At 63.9% G+C, this 24,331-nt stretch carries 22 protein-coding genes; 11 read left to right on the top strand and 11 right to left on the bottom strand.

Annotated features, from left to right (window positions below; genetic code table 11):
* Positions 1–328 precede the first annotated feature (328 nt).
* The 7 genes from B0919_RS20605 (at position 329) to B0919_RS20575 (ending at position 5,909) form a co-directional block, all read left to right on the top strand.
* On the top strand, positions 329–1,402 hold the full coding sequence (locus tag B0919_RS20605) for a sensor histidine kinase (protein WP_078014178.1): 1,074 nt from the start codon (positions 329–331) through the stop codon (positions 1,400–1,402).
* A gap of 118 nt (positions 1,403–1,520) precedes the next feature.
* Positions 1,521–2,201 carry a LytR/AlgR family response regulator transcription factor gene (locus B0919_RS20600; RefSeq protein WP_078014177.1) on the top strand — a complete coding sequence of 227 codons (681 nt, stop codon included), beginning with the start codon at positions 1,521–1,523 and terminating at the stop codon, positions 2,199–2,201.
* A 386-nt stretch (positions 2,202–2,587) separates the two neighbouring features.
* The gene (locus B0919_RS20595; RefSeq protein WP_176133156.1) at positions 2,588–3,505 is read left to right on the top strand and encodes an AraC family transcriptional regulator; all 918 of its coding nucleotides are present in this window, start codon (positions 2,588–2,590) and stop codon (positions 3,503–3,505) included.
* A 217-nt stretch (positions 3,506–3,722) separates the two neighbouring features.
* Positions 3,723–4,178, top strand: a complete 456-nt coding sequence (locus B0919_RS20590; protein ID WP_078014175.1) for a hypothetical protein — start codon at positions 3,723–3,725, stop codon at positions 4,176–4,178.
* Between the two features lie 13 nt (positions 4,179–4,191).
* On the top strand, positions 4,192–4,536 hold the full coding sequence (locus B0919_RS20585) for a DUF3817 domain-containing protein (protein WP_078014174.1): 345 nt from the start codon (positions 4,192–4,194) through the stop codon (positions 4,534–4,536).
* Between the two features lie 107 nt (positions 4,537–4,643).
* On the top strand, positions 4,644–5,117 hold the full coding sequence (locus B0919_RS20580) for a hypothetical protein (protein WP_139362294.1): 474 nt from the start codon (positions 4,644–4,646) through the stop codon (positions 5,115–5,117).
* A gap of 132 nt (positions 5,118–5,249) precedes the next feature.
* A complete protein-coding gene (locus tag B0919_RS20575) occupies positions 5,250–5,909 on the top strand; it encodes a YceI family protein (RefSeq protein ID WP_078014172.1) in 660 nt (219 codons plus the stop codon).
* 109 nt (positions 5,910–6,018) lie between these two features.
* Here B0919_RS20575 and B0919_RS20570 read toward each other — a convergent pair whose 3' ends face one another.
* The 3 genes from B0919_RS20570 to B0919_RS20560 all read right to left on the bottom strand — a co-directional run bounded on the left by B0919_RS20570 (position 6,019) and on the right by B0919_RS20560 (position 12,182).
* On the bottom strand, positions 6,019–6,735 hold the full coding sequence (locus B0919_RS20570) for a dienelactone hydrolase family protein (protein ID WP_078014171.1): 717 nt from the start codon (positions 6,733–6,735) through the stop codon (positions 6,019–6,021).
* A 99-nt stretch (positions 6,736–6,834) separates the two neighbouring features.
* Entirely contained in the window at positions 6,835–9,273 is a 2,439-nt protein-coding gene (locus tag B0919_RS20565; protein ID WP_176133155.1) for a M1 family aminopeptidase, read from the bottom strand.
* Between the two features lie 233 nt (positions 9,274–9,506).
* Complete coding sequence (locus B0919_RS20560) at positions 9,507–12,182, bottom strand: MGH1-like glycoside hydrolase domain-containing protein (protein WP_078014169.1); 2,676 nt, start codon at positions 12,180–12,182, stop codon at positions 9,507–9,509.
* A 405-nt stretch (positions 12,183–12,587) separates the two neighbouring features.
* On the opposite strand from B0919_RS20560, the gene B0919_RS20555 reads away from it, so the two are divergent.
* On the top strand, positions 12,588–12,818 hold the full coding sequence (locus B0919_RS20555) for a hypothetical protein (protein WP_078014168.1): 231 nt from the start codon (positions 12,588–12,590) through the stop codon (positions 12,816–12,818).
* A 168-nt stretch (positions 12,819–12,986) separates the two neighbouring features.
* Here the strand turns inward: B0919_RS20555 and B0919_RS20550 are convergent, their stop codons facing one another.
* The 5 genes from B0919_RS20550 to B0919_RS20535 form a co-directional block, all read right to left on the bottom strand.
* The gene (locus B0919_RS20550) at positions 12,987–15,542 is read right to left on the bottom strand and encodes an FdhF/YdeP family oxidoreductase (protein WP_078014167.1); all 2,556 of its coding nucleotides are present in this window, start codon (positions 15,540–15,542) and stop codon (positions 12,987–12,989) included.
* A 176-nt stretch (positions 15,543–15,718) separates the two neighbouring features.
* On the bottom strand, positions 15,719–16,060 hold the full coding sequence (locus tag B0919_RS20545; protein WP_078014166.1) for a DUF7009 family protein: 342 nt from the start codon (positions 16,058–16,060) through the stop codon (positions 15,719–15,721).
* A gap of 31 nt (positions 16,061–16,091) precedes the next feature.
* A complete protein-coding gene (gene fdhD, locus B0919_RS20540) occupies positions 16,092–16,955 on the bottom strand; it encodes a formate dehydrogenase accessory sulfurtransferase FdhD (protein WP_078014165.1) in 864 nt (287 codons plus the stop codon).
* Positions 16,956–17,072: 117 nt separating this feature from the next.
* Positions 17,073–17,213, bottom strand: coding sequence for a hypothetical protein (locus B0919_RS25425; protein WP_176133154.1), 141 nt, complete (start codon positions 17,211–17,213; stop codon positions 17,073–17,075).
* 32 nt (positions 17,214–17,245) lie between these two features.
* Positions 17,246–18,661 (bottom strand): OFA family MFS transporter, encoded by a 1,416-nt coding sequence (locus tag B0919_RS20535; protein WP_139362292.1) that lies wholly within the window; start codon positions 18,659–18,661, stop codon positions 17,246–17,248.
* Positions 18,662–19,035: 374 nt separating this feature from the next.
* Here B0919_RS20535 and moeB point away from each other — a divergent pair, with 374 nt between their 5' ends.
* Both moeB and B0919_RS20525 read left to right on the top strand, forming a co-directional pair.
* A complete protein-coding gene (gene moeB / locus B0919_RS20530) occupies positions 19,036–20,118 on the top strand; it encodes a molybdopterin-synthase adenylyltransferase MoeB (RefSeq protein WP_078014164.1) in 1,083 nt (360 codons plus the stop codon).
* Between the two features lie 182 nt (positions 20,119–20,300).
* Positions 20,301–21,464 (top strand): putative sulfate/molybdate transporter, encoded by a 1,164-nt coding sequence (locus B0919_RS20525; RefSeq protein WP_078014163.1) that lies wholly within the window; start codon positions 20,301–20,303, stop codon positions 21,462–21,464.
* Positions 21,465–21,517: 53 nt separating this feature from the next.
* Here B0919_RS20525 and B0919_RS20520 read toward each other — a convergent pair whose 3' ends face one another.
* From B0919_RS20520 to moaA, 3 genes are all read right to left on the bottom strand, one after another.
* Entirely contained in the window at positions 21,518–21,934 is a 417-nt protein-coding gene (locus B0919_RS20520; RefSeq protein WP_078014162.1) for a hypothetical protein, read from the bottom strand.
* Positions 21,935–22,026: 92 nt separating this feature from the next.
* On the bottom strand, positions 22,027–22,830 hold the full coding sequence (locus B0919_RS20515) for an alpha/beta hydrolase (protein ID WP_078014161.1): 804 nt from the start codon (positions 22,828–22,830) through the stop codon (positions 22,027–22,029).
* Positions 22,831–22,875: 45 nt separating this feature from the next.
* Positions 22,876–23,892 (bottom strand): GTP 3',8-cyclase MoaA, encoded by a 1,017-nt coding sequence (moaA, locus tag B0919_RS20510; RefSeq protein WP_078014160.1) that lies wholly within the window; start codon positions 23,890–23,892, stop codon positions 22,876–22,878.
* Positions 23,893–24,016: 124 nt separating this feature from the next.
* Between moaA and moaD the strand changes: the two genes are divergently transcribed.
* On the top strand, positions 24,017–24,259 hold the full coding sequence (moaD, locus tag B0919_RS20505) for a molybdopterin converting factor subunit 1 (RefSeq protein ID WP_078014159.1): 243 nt from the start codon (positions 24,017–24,019) through the stop codon (positions 24,257–24,259).
* Positions 24,260–24,331: the final 72 nt, after the last annotated feature.

Genomic DNA, 24,331 nt, shown 5'->3' with positions numbered 1-24,331 from the left:
CGGTTGTCCCGGCCGCGTCCGCCGCTCGTGCCCGCCCGACCCGGCAGCAGCGGCGCTAACCGCGCCCACTGCGCGTCCGTCAACATTTGCTCCATGTTTCAAGATAATCACTGTTAACACTTCCTAGATAGTCGAGCAAAGCGTCGAAAGCGGTAAGGTCAACTAGTAATGCTAGTGCTCTGCTCTGAATTGCGGCTGTTCATACCTTTTCTGCCGCCTTTCATCCCATTATTTTCCGGGCACCGGGGCCACCTAGTATCCTTGCCAAACGAAACGCTTCTGCCAGCCAGAAGCGGGATATTTGTTATTCTCACGCCGTTTGCTGCCCATGCTAGCCCTGCCCGCTTTCCTGCGCCCTTTCAACATCTTCGCCCCGGCCACCGCCGATCCGCTGCCCTCCGAGCCGCACAGCATTGCCCGCGACGTGCTGCTGGGCTTTGCGCTGTGGCTGATGTGCATGTTGTTTTTCGTGGCCACGGGCGCTCCAAACGAGGTTGGCCTTTACGGGGGGACCATGCTGGCCATAGCTGTGCTCTTTCACGCCATGGCCTGCGGCGTACTCATTCCCTCCTCGCTCGGGCGGCGGCCCTTCGGCAATTACCTGGTGAAGGCCTTTCTGGTGCTGGTGGCCTCGGTGGTGCCGGTGGCCCTGGTGCTGCTCATCATCACCAGCGACAGTGAGGTAGCCGTGAGCTTCAACGTGTTCCAGGTGGTTTTCAACCTGATTGTGACGGCTCCTGCTTCCTGGCTGATTTATCGCCGCCGCCTGCGTCGCCACCAAGCCCTGACGGGCCTGCAACAGGAGCTGGGCCAGTCCACGGCCAGCCTCGATCTGCTCCGCTCGCAGATCAACCCGCACTTCCTGTTCAATGCCCTGAACACGCTTTACGGCACGGCCCTGCAGGAAAACGGCGAGCGGACGGCGCAAGGCATTCAGCTGCTGGGCGACATGATGCGCTTCATGCTCCACGAAAACCACCAGCCGCGCATCCTGCTGGCCCGCGAAACGGAGTACCTGCGTAACTACATTGCCCTGCAAACGCTGCGCACCGCCACCTCCCCCGGCATCAGCATCGATACGAGCCTGGCGGAGGCGCCTCCCACGGCCGAAATTGCGCCCATGCTGCTGATTCCCTTCGTGGAAAACGCCTTCAAGTACGGCATCAGCCTGCAGCACAAGTCATGGATCAAGGTGAGCCTGCACTGCGAGAACAACACCCTGTACTTCGACGTGTACAACAGCACCCACGCCCGGCCGGCTTCGGGCTGGACCACGGAGTCGTCGGGTATTGGCCTGGCCAACGTGCGCCAGCGCCTGCAGTTGCTCTACCCCGAGCGGCACGAACTCATCATCCGCCGCAGCATCGACGAGTACTTCGTGCACCTGACCCTGCAGCTATAGATTGTTGTTGGCCGGGGCTGCGCCGCAGGATGACCGGCAAAAAACACCGTAAGCAACACCAAACAGGCTTGACCAGCTCGTACCACCCGTATTTTTCGCCTCCGCTTTTCTTTCCCGCATGAAGGCCATTGCCATCGACGATGAACCCATTGCCCTGGACGTGGTGCGCGCCCTGGCAGCCAAGGTACCCTTCGTGGAGCTGGCCGCGGGCTTCACCGATGCCTTTCAGGGCCTGGCTTACCTGCAGCAGGAGCCCGTGGACCTGCTGTTTCTTGACATCAACATGCCCGACATTTCGGGCCTGGAGCTGGTAAAGACGCTGCCAACCCGGCCGCTGGTCATCTTCACCACGGCCTACGCCGAGCACGCCGTCACGGGCTTCGAGCTGGATGCCGTCGACTACCTGCTCAAGCCGTTTTCGCTGGCACGCTTCGTAAAAGCCTGCAACAAAGCCCAGGAGCTACTGCAGCTGCGGGGGCAGGCGCCTATGGCTCCCACGAAGGATTACTTGTTTTTGAAGACCGGCTACGAGCAGGTGAAAGTGCGCTACGAAGACATTCTATACCTGGAAGCGGCCGGCAACTACGTCACCTTTGTGTTGCCCACGCAGCGCCTGCTCACCCGCCTGAGCATGCAGGAGGTGTTGGCACTATTGCCGCCGGGGCGCTTTGCGCGGGTGCATCGCTCCTACGTGGTGGCCACCGCCCACATCGACAAAATCGAGCGGCACCAGGTGAGCGTGCGCGGCCGGGCGGTGCCCATCGGCGCCTCGTACCAGGACCAGCTGCGCCTGGGCTGAGGCTCGGTTCAGGTATCAGCCTGCTTTGCAAAAGCTTCTGTGTTTTGCTCCGGGAGCTTAGCCTCTATTCGACAAGTGGCACAGACTGAAACAGCCCGTCATGTCGAGCGCAGCCGAGACATCTCGCGTGCTGACGTCTCGGATGGTAAATCAATGGTTCAACGAGAAGAATAGCACCCGAGCGAGATGTCTCGGCTGCGCTCGACATGACGACCTATACTTGTCGGATAGGATCTTAAGTAGTGTAGTTAAAAGTAACCGTAGCCGCTTGGGCGAGGCTCCGCATGATCGTTCTGAAATTCCTTGATCCAGCCTGACGGGCAGTGGGGCGTAAAATATTGGCGGCGGTCATGCGTCTGCCACAGCAACCCACGTCTGCTCCCGCTATGCCCGCGCCGCTGCCCGCTCCCATTCGCACGTATCAGCCCGAAACCTACCTGCGCCGCTTTATGCCCGACCCGGCAGCCTTCAGCGGGCTGCTGACACCCGCGGCGGAGCGTTTTTTCATCGTGCCGGTGGAGCAGATGTACCAGCACTTCACGCGGGGCGGGGCGCCGGCGCGCTCCACCGCGCATTCCTGCCTGCTGCTCACCTCGGGCACGGCGCGCATGCACATCGGCACCGAAAGCTACACCGCCGGGCCAGGTGAAGTCCTTCTAGTGCGGGCCGGGCAGGTGTATAGCTTCGCACCCGGCGACGTAAACACGGGCCTGCTCTGCCACTTCCACGACGACTTTGTGCTCGGCCCGGGCGAGTCGCCGGGCAGCTTCAGCGTGCTGCAGTTCTGGGGCGCGCCGTTCATTCGGCTCGATGCTCTGGCGGCGGGCTTTGCCGAACAACTGCTGCGCCGCCTGCTGGCCGACTACCAAGCCCACGGCCTGCAGCACGCGGATCTGCTTCGGGCCTACCTGCGGGCCTTTCTGCACGAGCTGGTCCGTGCCGATTCAACTTCCGCCACGACGGCAGCACCCAATGCGGCCGCAGGGCTCACACAGCGCTTTTTGCAGCTGGTGGCCACTTCGCTGCGCACCAGTCACCGCGTCGATGACTACGCCGCCCGGCTGCACGTTTCGGCGGGGCACCTGGGCAAATGCGTACGCCACGTTACGGGCAAGGCCCCGGCGAAGTGGATCGAGGAAAGCCAGGTGCTGGAGGCCAAGGTGTTGCTCTACCAAAGCCCGCTTACAGTGGGCGAAATTGCCCTGGAAGTGGGGCTGGCCGACGCGTCCTACTTCAGTCGGCTGTTCAAAAAGCACACCGGCCTGACGCCCCTGGCGTTTCGCCGGCAGATGCACGCGTCCTGATTTTGGCTGGCTGCGTCCTAGCCGCTGGCGCCCGTGAGCCGGAGCTTTGCCCCATCATCATTCACCGGCGCCATGCTCTCGTGTCTTTCCTTGTTCGTGCCCCCTCCGGCGGGGCCTCTTTACACGCTCAACTCCCTACCAGCGGGACGGTTGTGCGCCCAGGCACCACTTGTTTACGAGTACTTCCGGCGGCCCGGACCGCTCAACGTCTGAGGCCATGTACGTACTCCTGCTTACGCTGCATTCCTGGTTTCGCTGGGCCGTGCTGGCCGGGCTGCTGCTGGCCCTGGGCCGCGCCGGCCGCGGGTGGCTGGGCCAGCGCCCCTTCCGCCCCCTCGACAACACCCTGCGCCACTCGGCGGCTACGCTGGCCCAGGTGCAGCTCATGCTGGGCTATGCGCTGTACTTCAGCAGTCCGCTGGTAGCGTCTTTCCGCCAGTCGGCCCGCCTCGCCACCTCCGATGCCCGCTTCTTCGGCCTGCTGCACGTGCTGCTGATGACGCTGGCCGTGGTAGTGCTGACCATCGGCTCGGCCCTGGCCAAGCGTCGCGCCACCGACGCGGCGCGGTTTCGCACCATGACGCTGTGGTTTGCGGCGGCCCTGCTGATCATGCTGGCCGCTATTCCGTGGCCGTTTTCGCCGCTGGCCAACCGCCCGCTTTTCCGCTTCTAACAGCTTTTTGCTCATGCCTCGTCCGCTTTCTTCCCCCATCGGCCGTCTGCGCCTGCTCGGCCTAGCCGAAGGCTTGTCCCTGCTCCTACTGCTGGGCGTGGCCGTGCCGCTGAAGTACCTGCGCCACGACCCGACCTGGGTAGAGGCGCTGGGGCCCGTGCACGGCCTGCTGTTTCTGCTCTTTGTGCTAAATACCCTGCGCGTAGGCGTGGAATACCGCTGGCGTTTCGGCCAGACTACCTGGAAAGTGCTGTTGGCCTGCGTGGTGCCCTTCGGCACGTTTTACATCGACCGACACCTGCTGGCGCCCTTGCAGCAAGCGCACGAGGCATATGCGTTGCGCGGCCGCGACTCCTGAGCGCTGCTGCTGATCAGGATTATTGTCTGTTGAGGCAAGGCAGTCAGTCTTAGGCAAGCCGCGACGAAACGCTAGTATTGCAGCCAGCTTATTATGCAATTTCGCTTATGAGGCCTTACGTATGCTACGCCGCTTATCTGTTACCATTGTTGCTGCTGCCCGGCACATCGGCCCGCGCTATTCTGCGCCAGGCTCCTTCCCCGGCCACCGGTGCCAATACCATCAAGCTGCTGACCCTGAACCAGCCGCCCTGCGCCACACCTTCGGCTAAAGCCGTACTGGTAGCCAAGGTGGCGTATCACCTGACGGAGCAGGAGAAATCGGCGTACGGCTACTCTGTCTCGATTAAGTTTCAGAGCACGGACCGGCGCCGCACCTTTTCCGAAGGCCGGATGGGCCATGTGGCCGCCACCAAAGCTACCGACACGCTCGTCATCCGGTATCCGCTGGCCGCCGTGTGGAGCCGGCCCGACCTGAAGCGTCCCATCACCTGCTACTTCTACCTGCACCGCAACGCGGCTCAAGGGCGCAGCCTGGTCATTGCCAGTACGCCGGCAGTGGTGTTTACCGAATGCCAGTAATTATCAAGGGCCTACGTATCTTTTCGACGGCGCAGGCAACCTAGTGGCCGTGTTTGGGCGAGTGAGCCGACAACGTCGGCAGCCCGCGGCCATCGGCCCTGCGCGCGACACTACCACCTTCTCTTTTCTCGCATGAAAAAACTTTTCCTCTCCTTGCTGGCCGCTTCGGCCCTGCTCTCCCTGCCGTCGTTTATTGCGTCGCCCGCTCACCCCACCACTGCCGCTGCCGTGCGCAAGGCCGGCCCCGAAACCTACGCCGTGCAGCCGCAGCTGAGCACCTTGGGCTGGGTGGCCAAGAAAGTAACCGGCCAGCACAACGGCACCGTGCCCCTGAAAGACGGCTCCGTGCAGGTAAAAGGCAACCAGATTGTGGGCGGCAGCTTCACCTTCGACGTGGCCGGGCTGAAAATTCTGGACGTGACCAACGAGGGCATGAACGCGCGCCTGACCACGCACCTGAAAGGCGACGACTTTTTCTCCACCGAGAAAAACCCGACCGCGACCTTCGTCATCACCAGCATTAAAAACATCAAGGCCGATGCGCAGGGCAACAACGCCGAAGTGACCGGTGACCTCACCATCAAGGGCATCACCAAGCCCCTGACCTTCCCGGCCAAAGTAGGCGTGAAGGACGGCGTAGCGGCCGCCTCGGGCGTAGCCACCATCGACCGCACCAAGTACGACATCAAGTTCCGCTCGGCGGCCTTCTTCTCCGACCTCGGCGACAAGGCCATCGAGGACACCTTCACACTGAATTTCAACGTGGTAGCCAAAAAGGACGCCCGCAGCTAGGCTGCCCGACGGGCTTCCTCAAGCCGTAAAACCAGAACGTCATTCCTCGGCTGCGCTCGGAATGACGTTCTGGTTTTGAGCCGTGATTAGCCGGCCGCTGCGCTTGGCCTTAGCCCAGCTTCTCGGCGAAGAAAGCCAGCGTCAGGGCCCAGGCTTCCTTGGCGGCTTCGGGGTGGTAGCTACCGCGGGCGTCGCAGTGGAAGCCGTGGTCGGCGTAGGATATGACGGTGTTGACGTAGGGCTTGCCGGCCGCGTCCAGCGCCGCCGTGACGGTATCGACCTGCTCCTTGGGAATGTGCTTGTCCTGCCCGCCCCAGAAGAACAGGTGCGGCGCGTGCAGCTCCGCGGCCCGCCCGGCCAAAGTATGCGTGCCCCCGCCGTAGTACGACACGGCCGCAGCCAGCGGCAGCACCGCGTTGGCCAAAAACGACACGCGCCCGCCGAGGCAAAAGCCGATGCTGCCGATTTTGTCGGCCTGCACGCGGCCCTGCTGCGCCTGCAGCCAGGCGTGGGCAGCGTGCAAGTCGGCAGTCAGGCCCTCTGGGGTGATGCCGTGGAAGTGCGGCGCGGCGCTCGGAAAGTCATCGTAGCTGATTTCGAAGCCGGGCGCGGCCGTGCGGTGAAACAGTTCCGGGGCAATAACGGCGTAACCAGCCGCGGCCAGCCGGTCGGCCACGTCGCGGATGTGGGCGTTGACGCCGAAGGCTTCCTGCAGCAGGATGATGCCGGGTACGGCCGTGGTAGCGGCGGCTTCGGGGAAGGCCGTGTAGGCCTGCATGGTGGTGCCGTCGGCGACGCTTAGCTCAACGGCGTTGGGGTAGCTCATAGGGTTTTGGCAAGGTGACAATCGGGCGTAGCAACCCAGCCACGGCTGAATTGTTCAGTCTTGCCAATGCCTGCAGCCGTTGCCAGCCACCGGGCGCCGCTATTTCGCCTGCTCGATATCCCGCATGGCCTGCGCCACCGTTTGCTGTTGCGCGGCTCCCTTAGCCTGCGTCTGCAGCTTCTGCAGCAGCTCCAGGATGGGCTTATCGACGCCATAGGGCTTGTACTCGATGGCCATGGCCTTCATGCGGTCGACGCCCTGGGCAAAAGTCCCGGCGTCGGTTGTGCGGCCCAGCAGTTGGCTGAGGTCGGGCATCATACGCAGACGAGCCAGCGGCGCGGCAGCATCTACCTGCTTGATGACGAAGGGCAGCCGAGCCGGGTCGCCGGCCTGGGCATACACGCTCACCAGTGCCTCCGTAAGGGCAGCGCGGTGGTCGGCCTCAAATGCGGCGGCCCGCTGCACGGTGCGGGGCAAATCCACGCCGGCCAGGGCCCGCAACGCTGCCCCTTGCACGGCGTACGACCGGCTGCCGAGCGCGGCCGTGAACGTGCGCGCGTAGCGTTTGTCGTTCAAGGTGCTGAGCACTTTCAGCGCTTCGGCCTGCACGTGCGGGTCAGGGTCGGCCGTGGCGAGGCGCTGCACGGTGGGCAGCAGGGCTTTGCGCAGCGCCGGCTGCTTCACTAGGTTCACGTTTTCGAGTACTGTCCAGCGCAAGGCGTAATACTTGTCGCCGAGGGCGGCCAGCAGCGTTTGGCGGGCCGAGGCGTCGTCGGCATGGGCCAGGCAGGCCTTGATGGCTTCGAGCCGATCAAGGTAGCCGGGGGCGTGGGCGTACTGGTAGACAAAGGCGCTGAGCGGCTTGTGGTCGGTTTTTTGCCAGAGCAGCACGTTGTCAGCATCCAGGTTGACTAGGTCGGGGCGCGTGGCGGCCGGGAAGCTGAACGTCTGGCTGGCCGCGCTGAGCACTACGCGGTGGCGCTGGGCACGGCCGCCGGTGTACACGTCCACGTCCAGCGGCAACGTGTAGGCGGGACCAGGCTGCGTCTGGCGCACGGTCACGCTCTGCGTGCGGGCACTGGCATCCCAGGGGCCGTACTCGATGGTGACGACGGGGTGGCCGGGGCGGTAATACCACTGCTGAAAAAAGCCCGTCAGGTCGCGGCCGGAGGCGTCTTCCAACGCGAGGCGCAGCTGCTCCGCCTCGCCGGTGCCGAAGGCCTGCCGGGTGAGGTAGAGGTTCAGGCCGCGGAAGAACACCGCGTCGCCCAACTCGTGGCGCAGCATGTGCAGGATGCGCCCGCCCTTCTGGTAAGTCACCGCATCGAACAGGTCTTCCTTATCGGCATACTCGCGGCGCACCAGCGGCTTGGCGAAGTTGGCCGGGTTGGCCAGGTAGGCGTACAGGCTGCGGTAAGCTTGGTGGCTGGCCGCGTCGGTGCCCAGCTTGTGCTCGGCCCAGAGGATTTCGCTGTAGTTGGCGAAGGACTCGTTCACCGTCAGCTGGCCCCAACTTTCGCAGGTCACGTAGTCGCCGAACCACTGGTGGAACAGCTCGTGAGCAATTTCGCGCTCCACGCCGGAGTATTCCCAGTCGAGCAGCTCGCGGGCTGAGGCCTGGGCCTGTTCGCCGAACAGCGAGGCGCTGGTGTTTTCCATGGCCCCCGACACGTAGTCGCGCACCACCACCTGGGCGTACTTGCTCCACGGAAACTCCACGCCGAGGCGGTTGGAGAAAAACTCCAGCATCTCGGGGGTATGACCGAAAATGGCCTGAGCCTGCGCGGCGTACTGCGGCTCCAGGTAGTAGCTGATTTCCTTGCCCCGCCACTGCTCCCGCTTGATGCGGAAGTCACCCACGGCCAGCATAAAGAGGTAGGGCGCGTGCGGCTGTTCCTGCTGCCACCGGTCGGTGCGGGTACCGTCAGCGTTGGTTTGCTGCCCGGTCAGGCGGCCGTTGCTCAGCGTCACATAGCGGGCGGGCACCGTGAGGCTGATATCGGCGGTGGTTTTCTGGTTGGGCCGGTCAATGGTCGGAAACCACACCGACGAGGCCTCCGTCTCGCCCTGGGTCCAGATCTGCCGGGGCTTGCTGGCCACGGTGCTGTCGGGATTGATGAAGTACAGGCCCTTTGCGGCGCGGATGGCGGCGCTGCCCTTGGCGTGCAGCTCGTCGGGCTTGGCCACGTAGTCGAGGTACACGGTGTACTGCTCGCCAGGCTTCACCGTGCGGCCCAGCCCGATGCGCAGCACCTGCCCGTTGTAGCGGTATTGGAGTGGCCGTCGGGCGTCGCCCTGCACCAGCGCCACCGCCTTGATGTCCATGCCTTTAGCGTCGAGCTGCAGCGAGTCGGTGGCGTAGGCGTGCGGCTTCAGCGTGACCCACTCCTGCCCATAGGCGTAACGCTTGGCGTAGTCGAAGCGCAGCGCCAGCCGCGTGTGCACCAGGTCGTTGAGGCGGGTGGGAGTTTCGTGGGTGGTAACAGCCGGCGTAGGCGCCTGCCCCCAGGCCGCGGCTGGCAGTAAGCAGGCGACCAAGCTTAAGTGACGGGTATAATAGAGCACAGGACGGAGTTGGCTAGGGAAATGCACGCCGCCGAAAAGCAGCTTATCGGGGTGCAAGATGCCTTTTCCTCGCCGACCGTTGCCTACGCCGGATTGCTCCTACCCTACCTGCCCAGGCGTCCTCGTCTGTTTCTGCTGGGCATACTTAACGCCAGACGGCCACGAAACCGAAGTTCCGTGGCCGTCTGGCGTAGCGAATTACCAACCTACGGCACTGCCACGGCGGTTTGCTGCGGCCGCTCAATAGCTCCGCCAATGGGCGTGAGCGGCTGCAGCAGCCGTGCTACCAGGCCAGTCCAGCCGGTTTGGTGGCTGGCGCCGAGGCCGTGGCCGTCGTCGCCGTGGAAGTACTCGTGGAAGAGCAAATAGTCCTTGAAGTGCGGGTCCTGCTGTAGCTTGTCGTACTGGCCGAAGGCGGGGCGCTGGCCCTGCTCGTCGCGGCGGAAGATGCGGGTGAGGCGCTCGGCCAGGGCGTTGGCCACGCCGTTCAGGGTCAGAAACTGGCCGGAGCCCGTGGGGTACTCCACCGTGAAAGCGTCGCCGTAGTAGAAGTGAAAGCGCTGCAACGACTCGATGATGAGGTAGTTGATGGGGAACCACACCGGGCCGCGCCAGTTTGAGTTGCCGCCGAACAGGTTGGACTCGGACTCGCCCGGCTCGTACTTCACCACGAACTGTGCATCGAGCGTGTTGTACACGTAGGGCTGCTCGTGGTGGTAGCGCGAGAGGGCCCGGATGCCGTGCTCAGAAAGGAATTCGGCCTCGTCGAGCATGCGGATAAGTAGCTTCTCCAGGCGGTGGCGACGCAGCAGGCTCAGCAAGTGCCGCTCGCCCTTGCCCGGCTCCTGCCAGCGCGACACCAGCGCCGCCAGATGCGGGCGGTTGTCGAGCAGCCAGCGCAGCCGCTGCGTGAAAGCCGGCATGGCCTCCAGCAGCCCTTCGTCGAGCACCTCCACCGCGAAGAGCGGAATCAGGCCCACGATGCTGCGCACCTTGAGTTTTACCCGCTCGTCGTCAGGCAGATGCAGCACGTCGTAGAAGAACTGGTCTTCCTCATCCCAGAGGTTGAAGCTGCCGTCGCCGGCCTTGGTCATGGCCTCGGCGATGTAGAGGAAGTGCTCGAAGAACTTGCCGGCAATATCCTGGTACACGGGATTTTGCCGAGCTAGCTCCAGGGCGATGCGCATCATGTTCAGCGCGTACATGGCCATCCAGGAGGTACCGTCGGCCTGCTCGATGTAGCCGCCCGTGGGCAGCGGGGCCGAGCGGTCAAACACGCCGATGTTGTCCAGGCCCAGGAAGCCGCCCTCGAAGATGTTGTGGTCGTTGCGGTCCTTGCGGTTCACCCACCAGGTGAAGTTCAGCATCAGGCGGTGAAACACCGTTTCCAGGAACTGCAGGTCGCCCTGCCCGTCGTTGAGCTTTTTGTCCATCTGGTACACGCGCCAGGTGGCCCAGGCGTGCACCGGCGGGTTCACGTCGGCAAAATTCCACTCGTAGGCCGGCAGCTGCCCGTTTGGGTGCATGTACCAGTCGCGGGTGAGCAGACGCAGCTGGTTTTTGGCAAACTCCGAGTCGACCATAGCCAGCGGCACGCAGTGGAAGGCCAAATCCCAGGCCGCGTACCAGGGGTACTCCCACTTGTCGGGCATGGACACGATGTCGGCGTTGCGCAGGTGGCGCCAGTTGTTGTTGCGGCCCTTGCGGCGCTCGGCGGGCGGCGTGAACACGCCCGGGTCGCCGTCGAGCCACTGGGTCATGTCGTAGTAGTAATACTGCTTGCTCCAGAGCATGCCGGCCAGCGCCTGCCGGTGGATGTTGCGCGCATCGGCGTCGGGCAGCTTGTCCTGCAGGCAGTCGAAGAACTCGTCGGCCTCGTGGCGGCGCTGGGCAAACAGGGCTTTGAAGTCGGCAAACGGCTGAGCCAGCTCCTGCTTGCTCAGGCGCAGGCACACGTGCTTGGTGCCGCCGCGCGGCACCGACAGCACATACTGCGCGGCGGCCTTAGTGCCCACCTGGGCCTTGTTGACGGCCTTCCGGTCGCCCTTCACCACGTAGTTGTTGATGCCATCCTTGAAGTATTGCCCCTTGCCTTCCAGCTCGTAGAGCAGGGCGCCGTTGGTGTCGTTGTCGCAGAAGAGCAGCGCGGGGTTATGGTCGCAGTACAGGTGGTACTCGCCCAGGTCGCGGTGCTCGGCGCGCACCACGCCGGGCGCGGGCGTGCTCAGCTTGGGGCGGTACGGGTCGTAGCCCCAGCTCCAGGTGTTGCGGAACCAGAGCTGCGGCAGCACGTGCAGGCGGGCGGTTTTGGGCCCGCGGTTGTGCACCGAGATTTTGATCAGTAGGTCGTCGGGCCCGGCCTTGGCATACTCCACGAACACGTCGTAGTAGCGGTCCTTGTCGAACACGCCGGTATCGAGCAGCTCGTACTCGGGCTCCTGCCGCGAGCGGCGGGCGTTTTCCTGCAGCAGCTTCTGGTAGGGAAACTGGCGCTGCGGGTACTTGTAGAGCATTTTCATGTAGGAGTGCGTGGGCGTGCTATCTAAGTAGTAATAGCACTCCTTCACGTCCTCGCCGTGGTTGCCCTGCCCGTTGGTTACCCCAAACAGGCGCTCCTTGAGCATGGGGTCGGTACCGTTCCACAGGGCTACACCGAAGCACAGCAGCTGCTGATCATCCGAAATGCCGCCGATGCCCTCCTCGCCCCAGCGGTAAGCATAGCTGCGGGCCATGTCGTGCGACACGAAATTCCAGGCGTTACCGTCAGCGCTGTAGTCTTCGCGAACCGTGCCCCATTGGCGTTCGGTCAGGTAGGGTCCAAATTTTTGCCAAGCCGCGGTGCCGGCTTTGGTCTCAGCCAGGCGTAGTTGTTCCTGCGTCATGTAAGGTATAGCGTAGTACCCGCCGGGGCGGGAACTGAAGCATCAAATTGAAGTGAGGCTGCGGCAGCAAATGGGGTGTACGGAATTCCATTTCAGTTGTCCGGTTTTTTTGCTGCTCCCGCAGATTTTTCGGGCTTGTACGTAGCGCAGCTACCGGATTGTTAGCGCGCTACGTATTTCGGGCTGATGTCGGGTTTGCGCAAACGTTTGCAACCCCCAGCTGCCTTTTATACTACCCCGCCGCCAAAATCACGCCAGTCGAGCTGCTGCCGCCGACTACCGGGCAAGCCAGCCGCCGAACCTCCGTATTAGTCGCAAAAACAAAATCAGTAGTAGCCGCGGGAAACCTTTTGGAACTTTGCCGCGATAAAATATGCTTGTCACAACAAACATTTCAACATAGCTATGCTTGATGTGCAGTTGGTCAACGCCGGGTTCTACGAAATTTCCTGGCCCGAAGCTCCGGGCGCCACGTACGTGCGGCCCGGGCGCCGCGAATCGGTGCGGGTGTACGTGCCTCAGGCTTCGCCCGAAGTCGAGGTGTACGCCGGCGACCTGAAAAACGGCCGCCTCGTGTACCGCGGCCCCGCTGACCACGAAGCCTGCCTGCGCTGGCTGGCCGAACGCCAAAACTAGCTTCTTGTTCGCTCCTCTCTTCCACAACCAAACCTGACCCTACCTTCGCAAAAAAGCCCGCGGAAGCATCTTCCGCGGGCTTTTTCTTGCAGTACTCCTGATCGTCTGTCATCCTGCATCTGTCGTCCGCAACGCGAATGACAGATACAGGATGACAGACGATTTTACTTATACCACAGCCGCCAGCCGTGCCGACGTGGTCGTGCCGGCGGGCAGGGTTTCGGGCAGCGGGGCCACCGTTACCACCACCCATTTGGAAGTGGGCTGGTTGCTCACGTCGGCCACGCTGGCCACGGGCACCAGTACGTTCATCTCGGGGTAGTAGGCGGCGCAGTTGCCGCGGGGCATGTCGTAGGGCACCGCAATGAAGCGCTCGGCGTAGCGCTGCTGCCCCTCGAAATGGCTGGTAATGGTGACCAGCTGCCGTTCGCGGATGTTTCGCTCACGCATGTCCTCGGGGTTCATGAAGATGACGCGCCGCTCGCCGTACACGCCCCGGTACCGGTCGTTGTAGTCGTAGATGATGGTGTTGAACTGGTCGTGGCTGCGCAGGCTGAACAAGACCAACTGCCCGGGCGCCAGCTCGTGCTTCTTGAACTCGGTGACGGTGAAGTTGGCCTTGCCGTTTTCGGTCGTGAATTTTCGCTCCCGTGGGCCGTTGGGCAGGTAAAAGCCGCCGGGCCGGCGTACCTTCTGGTTGAAGTCCTCGAAGCCCGGAATGGTGCGGGCGATATGGTCGCGGATGACGTCGTAGTTCTCCATCATCTCCACCCAATCGGTCTTGGTCTTTTCGCCGAGGGTGGCAATAGCTATGCCGCACACGATGGCCGTTTCGCTGAGCACCTGCCCCTCGATGGGTTGCAGCACGCCGTGCGAGGCTTCCACCACGCCCATGGAGTTTTCGCAGGTCACGAACTGCTTGCCCGAGCGCTGCACATCGATTTCGGCGCGCACTAGGCAGGGCAGCAGCAGCGAGGTTTCGCCCGTCACGAGGTGGCCGCGGTTGAGCTTGGGTGCAATGAAGGCCGTGAGTTTCTGCTTGCGCATGCCTTCGGCGATGAACTCCGTGTCGGGCATGGCCGAGAGGTAGTTGCCGCCGAAGCTCAGGAACACCTTGATGCGGCCGTCGTACATGGCCTTGGCGGTTTCCACCGAGTCGAGGCCGTGTTCCCGCGGAGGCTGGAAGTCAAACTCGTTTTCCAGCGCGTCGAGGAATTCCTTGTGGGGCCGCTCCCAGATGCCCATGGTCCGGTCGCCCTGCACGTTGGAGTGGCCGCGCACCGGGCACAGGCCGGCGCCCGGAATGCCCACCGCGCCCTTCATCAGGTGCAGGTTCACAATTTCACCGATGCTGTACACGGCGTTTTTCTGCTGCGTGAGGCCCATGGCCCAGCAGGTGATAATTTTCTTTTTCGGCCCGAGGATGTTGGCCGCTTCCAGCAGCTGCTCGCGCGGCACGCCGCTCATCTGCTCGATATCTTCCCAACTGGTGTTGTGCAGCTCGGTAAGGAACTCCTCGTAGTGGGCCGAGTACTCGCGGATGAAGTCGTGGTCAATAACCTGGCCGGGGTTGCGCTCCTCGGCTTCGAGCAAATACTTCATGATGCCGCGCAGCACGGCCATGTCGCCATTCACCTTCACCTGCAGCCACAGGTCGGTTATCTGGGTGCCGTCGCCCACCAGGGCGCCCAGGGCCTTCAGCGGGTTCATGAAGTCCTGCGGGTTGCGGAAGTGGTTCAGCCCGGCTTCCATCAGCGGGTTCACGCTGATGATTTTGGCCCCGTTGCGCTTGGCCTTTTGCAGGGCCGTGAGCATGCGCGGGTGGTTGGTGCCGGGGTTCTGGCCCATGATGATGATGACCTCCGCCTCGTAGATGTCGTTGAGCGTGACGGAGCCCTTGCCCAGGCCGGTGGTGTTGGTGAGGGCCGCGCCGCTGCTCTCGTGGCACATGTTGGAGCAGTCGGGCAGGTTGTTGGTGCCGAACTCGCGCACAAACAGCTGGTAGGCGTAGGCCGGCTCGTTGGGCACCTTGCCGGACGTGTAGAAGGCCGCCTCGTCGGGCGAATTCAGCGCATTCAGGTTATCGGCCACCAAGTGAAAGGCTTCTTCCCAGCTGATGGGCGCGTAGTGCGTGGCGCCGGGGCGCAGCACCATGGGGTGCGTGATGCGGCCGGCGTTGTTCAGGTCGCGGTCGGTGAAGCGCGAAAGGTCGGCCACGCTGTGCTGGGCGAAAAACTCCGGCCCGATGGTGCGGTGGTCGGTATCCGAGGCGGTCGACTTGGCGCCGTTCTCGCAGAACTCGGCCACGGAGCGGTGGGTGTCGGGGTCGGGCCAGGCGCAGCTGGAGCAGTCGAATCCGTCCATCTGGTTGAGCTTCATGAGCGCGTGCGTGCCGCGCGTCAGGCCGGCTTCGCTCCAGCTGAACTCCATGGACTTGATAACGGCCGTCAGGCCGGCGGCTACTTTGCTGGGCTTGCCGAGGGTGAGGCCGGTAAAGGCCTCCGGGGGCTGGGCCAGCACCGGGTATTTGTGCTTGGCCCCGAGGGTATCGGGAGCGTGCATGGGGCGCTTGTCGGCGTCGGGCTTGCCGCCGTTGTCGTAGTGGTCGTTGGTGGGGGCAGCACCCTGGCTGGGCCGCTCGCCGCTCTTGGGCGCGTTGCTGGCGGCGTGCTGCTCGTGGGTTTTGCCGGATTGGCTGGGGTCTTGGGCGGGAGACTTTTCCATATTGAGGCCTCACCCCCCGGCCCCCTCTCGCCGGAGAGGAGGAGCCTGACGACTATGGGAGGCTGTTTTTAGGTGGGTGCGTGGGTGAATGGAGGAAATAAGTTCGTCAGCTGAATTATCGGCGGGTATCCAGCCCGTGCCGAAATCAGCGGCCTAGTACCGGCTACTGATGTTACTCAGTGGCGGCAGCCGAGGTCTTTCTCTACCAGTATACGTAGGTCGTGGCCGTCGGCCATGTCGACGGTAGCCGTGAGGCTGATCTGCTCCGGGCCCAGCCAGGCTTGACCCAGCGCTTTGGGCACCAGCACCGATAAGGCGCCGGGCGTGTAGGCCACGCGCAAGGTTTGCGCGGCGGCCGTCGAATCATCGTCGGTTTGCTGCAGGGCGTAGGTGAGCTGGCCCTCGGGGCCGGGCGCCAGGGGCACCACCGCGGCCACGCGGCCGGCGGCGGCAAACTGCGCCACTTCTTCCTCGGAGAGGCGCAGGCGCAGGGTGTTGTCTTCGATGCGGAGTTTCATGGGCACAAGTAGCGCAACGGACCGGAGCCCATTACACGATTCGCCAGGGGTGAGAGTAGATGTTGTAGCGCTGCTGACGCACGAAGCCCAGCAGCGTCATGCCAAAGTTCTCGGCGGCTTGCACGGCTAGGCTGCTCGGCGCGCCCACGGCAGCCAGCACCGCAATGCCGGCCACGGCCGCTTTCTGCACCAGCTCGAAGGAGGCCCGGCCACTGACCAGCAAAATATGCTCGTGCAGCGGCACCTGCTCGTCCAGCAGTGCCGCCCCAATGAGCTTGTCGAGGGCGTTGTGCCGGCCCACGTCTTCGCGCAGCAGCAGCAGTTCCCCGGTGGTCGAAAACAGCGCGGCGGCGTGCAGTCCGCCGGTCTGCTCAAACACGGCCTGGGCCTCGCGCTGCCGCTCCGGCAGCTGATGAATCACCTCGGCCGCCACCAGCGGGCCAGCAGTGGGCAGCACCGGGCAGGCGGCCGCGTGCACGGCGTCGATGCTGGTTTTGCCGCACACGCCGCAGCTGCTACTGGTGTAGAAGTGCCGCTCCAGGCGCGGCAGGTCCAAGGGCACGGTGGCGGCCAGCTCGGCGCGCACCACGTTTTCGCGCTCCTCGGGCTTTTCCACGTCGGGGCAGTGCAGCAGGCCCAGCAAGTCTTGGCGCTGCCGGATGAGGCCCTCGGTGAGCAGAAAGCCGGCGGCCAGTTCCAGGTCGTGGCCGGGGGTGCGCATGGTTACGGCCAGGGTGCGGTGCTCGCGCTGCCCGGCCGGCCCGTAGCCGATGCGGATTTCCAACGGCTCTTCGGCGGCCAGCACGTCGGAGGCATCGGCGCGGGCATCGGCCGTCACGCGCTGCACGGTGGCGTACTCGTAGCTGGTAGGCGGCAGAAATACGGGCGCAGACATTGAGGTTGAGGAAGAATTAGGAATGAAGAAAGAAGAACCGGAGTGCGGGAAGCCGAGTGCTAGGTTAACTAGCCGGCAGAGGCCTGAATTGTTCATTCTTCCCTTTTCCATTCCTGCTTACTTAAACAGCGCCAGGGCTTTAATGAAGGTCTGCGAAACGCCCCACAGCAGGGGGACGCCGACGTACAGCCAAGCCAGCGCGACCTTGAGCGAGGAGGAAGATTCGGTGGACTGAGCAGAATTTGGTTGCGGTTCCATGACTTAGAAGCAGCTTGGAGGAAATCAACGGTCTAGTGCGCCGGTGCGGCCTCGGCCTGGGCGCGCGTCACCGTTTCGTGCACGAAGTACTTGTCGTTCACGGCCCGGATCAGCAAATCGGCAATGAAGCCGACCACCAGCAGCCCGGCCATGGTGTAAAACACGTTCTGGAACGCAGCAGCGCCTTCCAGCTGTTTCGCCTTGGCGTTTTCGTGCAGGTAGTTGACCAGCAGCGGGCCCAGCACGCCGGCCGTGCTCCAGGCCGTGAGCACGCGCCCGTGGATGGCGCCTACCTCCTTCTTGCCAAACAGGTCGCTCAGAAACGCCGGCATAGTGGAAAAGCCCCCACCGTACATGCTCAGAATCAGGCAGCAGGCTACTACAAACAAGGCCAGCGAGGCATTGCGCCCCAGCGTAGGCAGCAGGGCATACAGCACGATGCCCAGGCCGAAATAGATCAGGTAAATGCGCTTGCGCCCGATTTTGTCGGAGGCCGATGACCAGAAAAAGCGGCCCAGCAGGTTGAACAAGCTCAGCAAGCCCACAAAGCCGCCGGCCGCCGCGGCCGTGATGCCCCGGCCCGCGCCTAATACCTTGTCGGAAAAGATTTCCTGAATCATGGGCGAGGCCGTTTCGAGGATACCGATGCCGGCCGTGACGTTCATGCACAGCACCACCCACAATAGCCAGAACTGTGGCGTTTTGATGGCTTGGCTAGCCAGCACGTTGCCGGTCGTAATCATTTCGTTGTGATTGGCCGCGGGCACATAACCGGCCGGCCGCCAGCCCTCGGCCGGCACCCGGATGGTCCACACGCCCAGCTGCATGAAGAGCAGGTAGATAACGCCCAGCGCGATAAAAGTGGCCGCTACACCGTTGTCGGAGGCATTTTTAAATTGGTTCATCAGGGTCAGCGACAAGGGCGAGGCAATCATGGCGCCGCCACCAAAGCCCATGATGGCCATGCCGGTAGCCACGCCCGGCCGGTCGGGAAACCACTTGATGAGCGTGCTCACCGGCGAGATGTAGCCGATGCCCAGCCCGATGCCGCCCACCACACCGTAGCCGAAGTAGAGCAGCGGCAGCGAGTGAATATGCACGCCGTAGGAGCCGATGAAAAAGCCGCCGGCAAAGCACAGCGCCGAGGCCAGCATGGCCTTGCGCGGGCCCACCCGCTCCAGCCAGGTGCCAAACACGGCCGCCGAGAGGCCCAGCAGCACGATGGCAATGGAGAAAATCCAGCCGACCTGCCCGGCCGTCCAGTCGTCGGGCGCGGGGTGGTCCACGTCGTGGCTGAGCAGCGACATCAACGGGTTTTTGAAGACGCTGAACGCGTACGCCTGCCCAATGGCAAGGTGAATGGCGAGGGCCGCGGGCGGAATCAGCCAGCGGTTAAAGCCCGGGCCCGCCACGATGCGGCTGCGGTCCAGAAGGGAGGCTTCGGCCATGAGAAACGGTGCGGTGGTTGTGGTAGAAAAGGCCTGAGCAGGCTGAGCGACTCAGGGCAGCAGTGCTGATAGCGTACGGGCTGCCGTGCCGGGCGTTGTCGGGGGGCTGATGCGCGAGCAAAAACCCCTAACTGGCTGATGAAGAGCAGATGAAGTTTCCTGGCAGAAGCACGCATTGTCCTTGCGTATCAGCGACTTGCCTTTCCTTGGCGAAATAAGCTGTGGTTACTCCATAGTTACCGGCACGGGACGGCTCGGTTGCTACCTATGCGGCGAAAACCAACTTTTGAAGCCCGGGAGAGTTAGATGACTTCGGGCGCCGCGCGTTCGGTCCCGCCGTATCTTCCGGCCCTAGTCACCCTGTTTCTCCGCCCGTGCTTACTCCCGACGAACGTCACCGCTACCGCCGCCACTTGCAGCTCACCGAAATCGGCGAGGCCGGCCAGCTCAAACTCCAGGCCGCCCGCGTGCTGGTGGTGGGCGCTGGCGGGCTGGGTTGCCCGGTGCTGCAGTACCTGGCCGCCGCCGGCGTAGGCACCCTCGGCATTGCCGATGCCGACCAAGTGGAGCTAAGCAACCTGCAGCGCCAGATTCTCTACGGCCCCGCCGACCTGGGCCAGTCCAAAGCCGCCACGGCCGCCCGCGAAGTGCAGCGCCTCAACCCGTTGGTGCAGTGCGAGGTGCATCCCGTACGTGTTACGCCGGCCAACGTGCGCGAGCTGGTAACGACCTACGACGTGGTGGTAGACGCCACTGACAACTTCGCCACCCGCTATCTGCTCAACGACGCCTGCGTGCTGCTCGATAAGCCCTTGGTATCGGGGGCCATCTACAAGTTCGAGGGGCAGGTATCGGTGTTCAATTACCGCGGCGGCCCCACCTACCGTTGCCTGTTTCCGCAGCCGCCCGGCCCGGCCGAAGCCCCCAACTGCGACGCCACCGGCGTACTCGGCGTGCTGCCCGGCCTCATTGGTACGGCCCAGGCCACCGAGGCGCTTAAAGTCATCCTCGACCTCGGCGACGTGCTCAGTGGGCGCCTGTGGGTGCTCGACGCGCTGACGTTCCAGACGCGTACCCTGCGCTTTGCCCGCCACCCGGAGTACAGCCAAATCACCCTCGACTCGGCCCCGCCCGCCGATTACGCCGACCCGAGCTGCGCCGCCCCGGCCAGCATCAGTGCCGCCGAGCTGCTCACCCAATTGCAGTCCGATGCGCCGCCCTTCCTGCTCGATGTGCGCGAGCCGGCCGAGTTTGAGACGCGGCACCTGCCCGGCGCTACGCTGCTGCCCCTGGGCACCTTGCGCAGCGCAGCCGGGGCCATTCCGCGCCATCAGCCAGTGGTAGTGTATTGTCGCTCCGGGGCACGTAGCGCCAAGGCCATTGCCCAACTGCAAACGGAGTTTGGCTACACCAACCTGCTGAACCTCGACGGTGGCATTCTGGCCTGGCCGGAGTAGGCTTATCTGCTATCCGCTGGCGCCGGTTTAGCCGTAGGCGCAACCGATGCTTAACATCAGGCGGGCTTTCGGCCTGCATATTTTCCCAAACCGCCCAAGTGCTCCATGCAGGTTGTAAACCTGCTCAATTTCCGGCCTCAGTTACGCCACTTTGCGGCTAAACCGACGCCCGTAACGCACCCATGCCGCAAACCACCTTTACTCCTACCCGCCCGCGCATCCGCTTCGACCGCAACGAGCTGGCCGGCGCCTTCGGCGACCTGGGGACCGACTTGCCCCTGCTCATCGGCATCATCGCGGCCTCGGGCGTGGATAGCGCCAGCGTGCTGGTCATGTTCGGGTTGATGCAGGTGTTTTCGGGGCTGTGGTACGGGCTGCCCATGCCGGTGCAACCGCTCAAGGCCTTTGCGGCCCTGGTCATTGCCCAAAAGCTGCCGGGCCGCGTCATCTACGGCGGCGGGCTGGCCATCGGGGTGAGCATGCTGGTGCTGACGGCCACGGGGCTGATTGACGCCCTGGCCCGGCTGGTGCCCAAGCCCGTGGTGCGCGGCATTCAGTTCGGCCTGGCCCTGCAGCTCACCACCTTGGCCCTGAAAGAGTACGTGCCCGCCGATGGCCTCGGCGGCTACGCGCTGGCAGCGGCTGGCTTTCTGATTACGGTGGTGCTGCTCGGCAACCGGCGCGTGCCGGCGGCCCTGCTGGTTATCGGCCTCGGCGTAGCTTACGGCCTGCTATTCAAGCTCGACCTGGCTACGGCCCAGCGCGCCATCGGCCTGCACCTGCCCACGCCGCGCGTACCCGTTCCCGCCGATATTCTGACCGGCGCCGTGCTGCTGGCCCTGCCGCAGATTCCCCTTTCCCTCGGCAATTCCATTCTGGCTACCCGGCAGGTGCTGCACGACCATTTCCCGGAGCGGCAGGTCACCATCCGCCAAATCAGCTTTACCTACGCGCTGATGAACCTGGTAAACCCTTTCCTCGGCGGTTTTCCGGTGTGCCACGGTTCGGGCGGGCTGGTGGGTCACTACGCCTTTGGGGCGCGCACGGGCGGCTCGGTGCTGCTTTACGGCAGCCTGTTTCTGGTACTGGGCCTGTTTTTCAGCCAGGGCTTTCAGCAGATCGTTCAGATTTTTCCCCTGCCGATTCTGGGCGTGCTGCTGCTATTCGAAGCCCTGACGCTGGCGGCCCTGGTGCGCGACATTGCCGGCTCGCGCACCGATTTGCTGGTGGCACTGCTCGTCGGGCTGCTGTGTAGCGGCCTTCCCTACGGCTACCTGGTGGGGCTGGTAGTGGGCACGGGGGTGTACTACGCCATGCAGCGCGGCTGGGTGGGCCTGGGTAAGTAATGCGCAGCGCTGGCCCTGCCCGGGCTGGCGCTGCGCCGCTGAGGTACGGGCTGTTATTGGTCGGCCGAGGCGTCGTCCGTAGCGGCCGGGGCGGTGCTGGCGGTCCGCTTGACGTGGTGACGGCTCAGGCGCTGCTGAATGGCTTCGGCCAGGTGCTCGTAGCTGGTGCCGAAAGCGTACTCGAGCTGCCCGGCGCGGCGCAGCATGATTTGGGCGGGCGTGCCGTGCTCGGCCTTCACCCGTACGGCCACAATCAAAGAGTTGGTATCGGCCCAAGCTGCTTCGAAGGCCAGCGCCGGCTCCGACCACGGCGGCGCCACCGGCATCGTGCTCAGCGGCTGAAATGCCAACACGGCTTCCCAGGCCGCCAGCAGCGGCTGCAGCAGCTCGTCGAACTGCTCGGGAGTGGTCTGGCTGGTCGCGTGGGTACGCAGGGCGGCTTTAAAATCGGGGCGCGAGGGAATAGGCATGGTGTGGATCGAAGAGGTGGCCGTAGGCGAATGTACGAGGGTAGCCGAAAATCACCAGTCGAGCCGGCATAGACAACGGATGGGCGAGGCAGCTACTCTCCCCTGAGCAGCTGCCGCAACGCCCGCTGGTACTGCGGATTATCGGTCATGCCGTTGTGCCCGGCGCCGGGCAGCATAATCAGCTCCGCCGTGGCCGGCAGCAGCGCCCGCAGCTTGTGCGAGGAGCCGGGATAAATGACTTCGTCCTGCTCGCCGTGGAAGAGCACCACCGGCGCCTGCACTTGCGGCAGCACCTGGTAGGTCCGTAGCGGATAGCGCACCAAAAAGCCCGGCACCCACGGGTAATGACTGCGGGCCATATCCTGCATGCTATAGTAAGGCGCCTGCAAAATCAATAGCCCCGGGTGGTGGCGGGCCGCTACCCACGCCGCCAGCCCCGTGCCGAGCGAATAGCCCAGCACCACGGTTTTTGCTTCGGGGTATTCAGGCAGCAGTTGGCGGTAAGCCGCGTCTGCGTCACCGAGCAGTTGGGCTTCGCTGCTGATGCGGCCCTCGCTTTTGCCGTAGCCGCGGTAATCGAGCAGGAACACGTCGAAGCCCAGCCGGGTGTAGATGGGTGCCACGTCGCCCCAGCTGTCGAGGGCGCCGCCGTTGCCGTGCAGATAGAAAATCAGGCCTTTGCGCGGCTCATCGGCCTGAAAAAGCAGGCCGTGCAGGCGGGTACCATCGGCGGCGCGCACCCACCGCTCCTCGAAGCGGCCGGGAAAGCGGAAGCGGTAATCAGCCGGGAGCTTATCGGGAAAAAACAGCAACCGCTCCTGCTGAAAATAGAGCAGCAGGCAGACGAGCACGTAGAGCGCAGCGGCTATGGCCAGCAGTATAGCCAGGAATTTCATCGACGGACAAGGCGGACTAGGCCAGCAAAATACGAGCGGCGCGCTCTACCCCCCAATCGTCGACATGGACTCGAAGCTGAGCTGGTGCACGGGGCGGCGCTGCTCTGCCTCGAAGCCGTTAGCGGCGCGGTGGCGGAACGCCTGCGTTAGGGCCTGCCGAATCTCGTCGTCGGTAGCGCCGCTGCGCAGCAGGGCGCGCAGGTCGAGCACGCCCTGGTCATAGAGGCAGGTTTTGACGCCGCCCTCGGCCGTGAGCCGAATGCGGTTGCAGGAGCCGCAGAACGTGCGCGAGTACGCCGCGATGATGCCCAAACGGCCCTGGTGGCCGGCCACGGCGTAGTGCGCGGCCGTGTCGCCGGGGCGGCCAGCCTCGGGCACCAGCGCGCCGAAGTGCTGCTCCAGATGCTCGTGGATGCGGCGGTGGTTCCAGGGCAAGGTGGCGGGCGTGGCTTCGTGCGAGCCGCCGTTGAAGGGCATTTCCTCGATAAAGCGCACGTCCACGGGCAGCTCGCGCGTCAGCTCGGCCAGGGGCAGCAGGTCCTCGGTGTTCTGTCCGTCCATCACCACGGCGTTGATTTTGACGCGGATATCGGCCGCCAGCAGGGCGTAAAGCGTGTCGAGCACGCGCGGCAGCTCGTCGCGGCGCGTGATGCGGGCGAAGCGGGTGCGGTCCAGCGTGTCGAGGCTGAGGTTGACCGAGCGCACGCCCATACGGGCCAGCGCGGGCACGTGCGGAGCGGTGAGCACGCCGTTGGTGGTTAGCGTAAGCTCCTCGATGCCGGGAATCTGACTCAGGCGCTCCATGAAGGGCACCAGGTCACGGCGCACGAACGGCTCACCGCCGGTAAGGCGCACCTTGCGCACGCCCAGCCCGGCCAGGATGCTTACCAGCCGCTCCATTTCCTCGTAGCTGAGCAGCTCGCGCTTGGGCAGGTACTGAATTCCCTCTTCGGGCATGCAGTAGAAGCAGCGCAGGTTGCAGCGGTCCGTTACGGCCAGCCGCACGTACTCCAGCGGGCGGCCGTGGTTGTCGAAGAGCGCGGACGGGGTAAAATCAGACATGGCGAGGAAAGGCCCAGGCGCTGCCAGGCGGCAGCGCTGCACCCCAAACAACGTGCAGGCGGCAATTGTGTTCGATTTCGCCGATTTTCGCAACCCAAGAACCGACTTTTCCGGTTAAGTGCCCATGAAGTTATCCATTGCCTTGTTTGGCATCACCCGCGAAATCGTGGGCCAGCCCCAGCTGGAGCTGACCGTGCCCGAGGGCCAATCGGTGCAGCAGCTGCTGGCCGGGCTGCAGCAGACGTACCCGGCGCTGGGCGAGCTGCGCAGCCTCGCCGTAGCCGTCAACAACGAATACGCCCAGCCCGACGCCCCGCTGCACGAACGCGACGAAATAGCCCTGATTCCGCCCGTCAGCGGCGGCTAAATCTTAATGAGGAAGGGAGAGTGAGGAAGGATGAGCTCGGCGAGCTTGCTACCCTTTTTCCTTTTTCATTCC

Origin of the sequence: Hymenobacter sp. CRA2 (assembly GCF_002007105.1) — a bacterium.
Classification (GTDB): Bacteria; Bacteroidota; Bacteroidia; order Cytophagales; family Hymenobacteraceae; genus Solirubrum.
Note: the sequence above shows the minus strand (reverse complement) of the source record. Positions and strands in the feature narration are given on the sequence as shown.

Coding starts and splice junctions, on each gene's coding strand:
- B0919_RS20605 (WP_078014178.1), top strand. CDS start 329: ATGCTAGCCCTGCCCGCTTTCCTGCGCCCTTTCAACATCTTCGCCCCG.
- B0919_RS20600 (WP_078014177.1), top strand. CDS start 1,521: ATGAAGGCCATTGCCATCGACGATGAACCCATTGCCCTGGACGTGGTG.
- B0919_RS20595 (WP_176133156.1), top strand. CDS start 2,588: ATGCCCGCGCCGCTGCCCGCTCCCATTCGCACGTATCAGCCCGAAACC.
- B0919_RS20590 (WP_078014175.1), top strand. CDS start 3,723: ATGTACGTACTCCTGCTTACGCTGCATTCCTGGTTTCGCTGGGCCGTG.
- B0919_RS20585 (WP_078014174.1), top strand. CDS start 4,192: ATGCCTCGTCCGCTTTCTTCCCCCATCGGCCGTCTGCGCCTGCTCGGC.
- B0919_RS20580 (WP_139362294.1), top strand. CDS start 4,644: ATGAGGCCTTACGTATGCTACGCCGCTTATCTGTTACCATTGTTGCTG.
- B0919_RS20575 (WP_078014172.1), top strand. CDS start 5,250: ATGAAAAAACTTTTCCTCTCCTTGCTGGCCGCTTCGGCCCTGCTCTCC.
- B0919_RS20570 (WP_078014171.1), bottom strand. CDS start 6,735: ATGAGCTACCCCAACGCCGTTGAGCTAAGCGTCGCCGACGGCACCACC.
- B0919_RS20560 (WP_078014169.1), bottom strand. CDS start 12,182: ATGACGCAGGAACAACTACGCCTGGCTGAGACCAAAGCCGGCACCGCG.
- B0919_RS20555 (WP_078014168.1), top strand. CDS start 12,588: ATGCTTGATGTGCAGTTGGTCAACGCCGGGTTCTACGAAATTTCCTGG.
- B0919_RS20550 (WP_078014167.1), bottom strand. CDS start 15,542: ATGGAAAAGTCTCCCGCCCAAGACCCCAGCCAATCCGGCAAAACCCAC.
- B0919_RS20545 (WP_078014166.1), bottom strand. CDS start 16,060: ATGAAACTCCGCATCGAAGACAACACCCTGCGCCTGCGCCTCTCCGAG.
- fdhD (WP_078014165.1), bottom strand. CDS start 16,955: ATGTCTGCGCCCGTATTTCTGCCGCCTACCAGCTACGAGTACGCCACC.
- B0919_RS25425 (WP_176133154.1), bottom strand. CDS start 17,213: ATGGAACCGCAACCAAATTCTGCTCAGTCCACCGAATCTTCCTCCTCG.
- B0919_RS20535 (WP_139362292.1), bottom strand. CDS start 18,661: ATGGCCGAAGCCTCCCTTCTGGACCGCAGCCGCATCGTGGCGGGCCCG.
- B0919_RS20525 (WP_078014163.1), top strand. CDS start 20,301: ATGCCGCAAACCACCTTTACTCCTACCCGCCCGCGCATCCGCTTCGAC.
- B0919_RS20520 (WP_078014162.1), bottom strand. CDS start 21,934: ATGCCTATTCCCTCGCGCCCCGATTTTAAAGCCGCCCTGCGTACCCAC.
- B0919_RS20515 (WP_078014161.1), bottom strand. CDS start 22,830: ATGAAATTCCTGGCTATACTGCTGGCCATAGCCGCTGCGCTCTACGTG.
- moaA (WP_078014160.1), bottom strand. CDS start 23,892: ATGTCTGATTTTACCCCGTCCGCGCTCTTCGACAACCACGGCCGCCCG.
- moaD (WP_078014159.1), top strand. CDS start 24,017: ATGAAGTTATCCATTGCCTTGTTTGGCATCACCCGCGAAATCGTGGGC.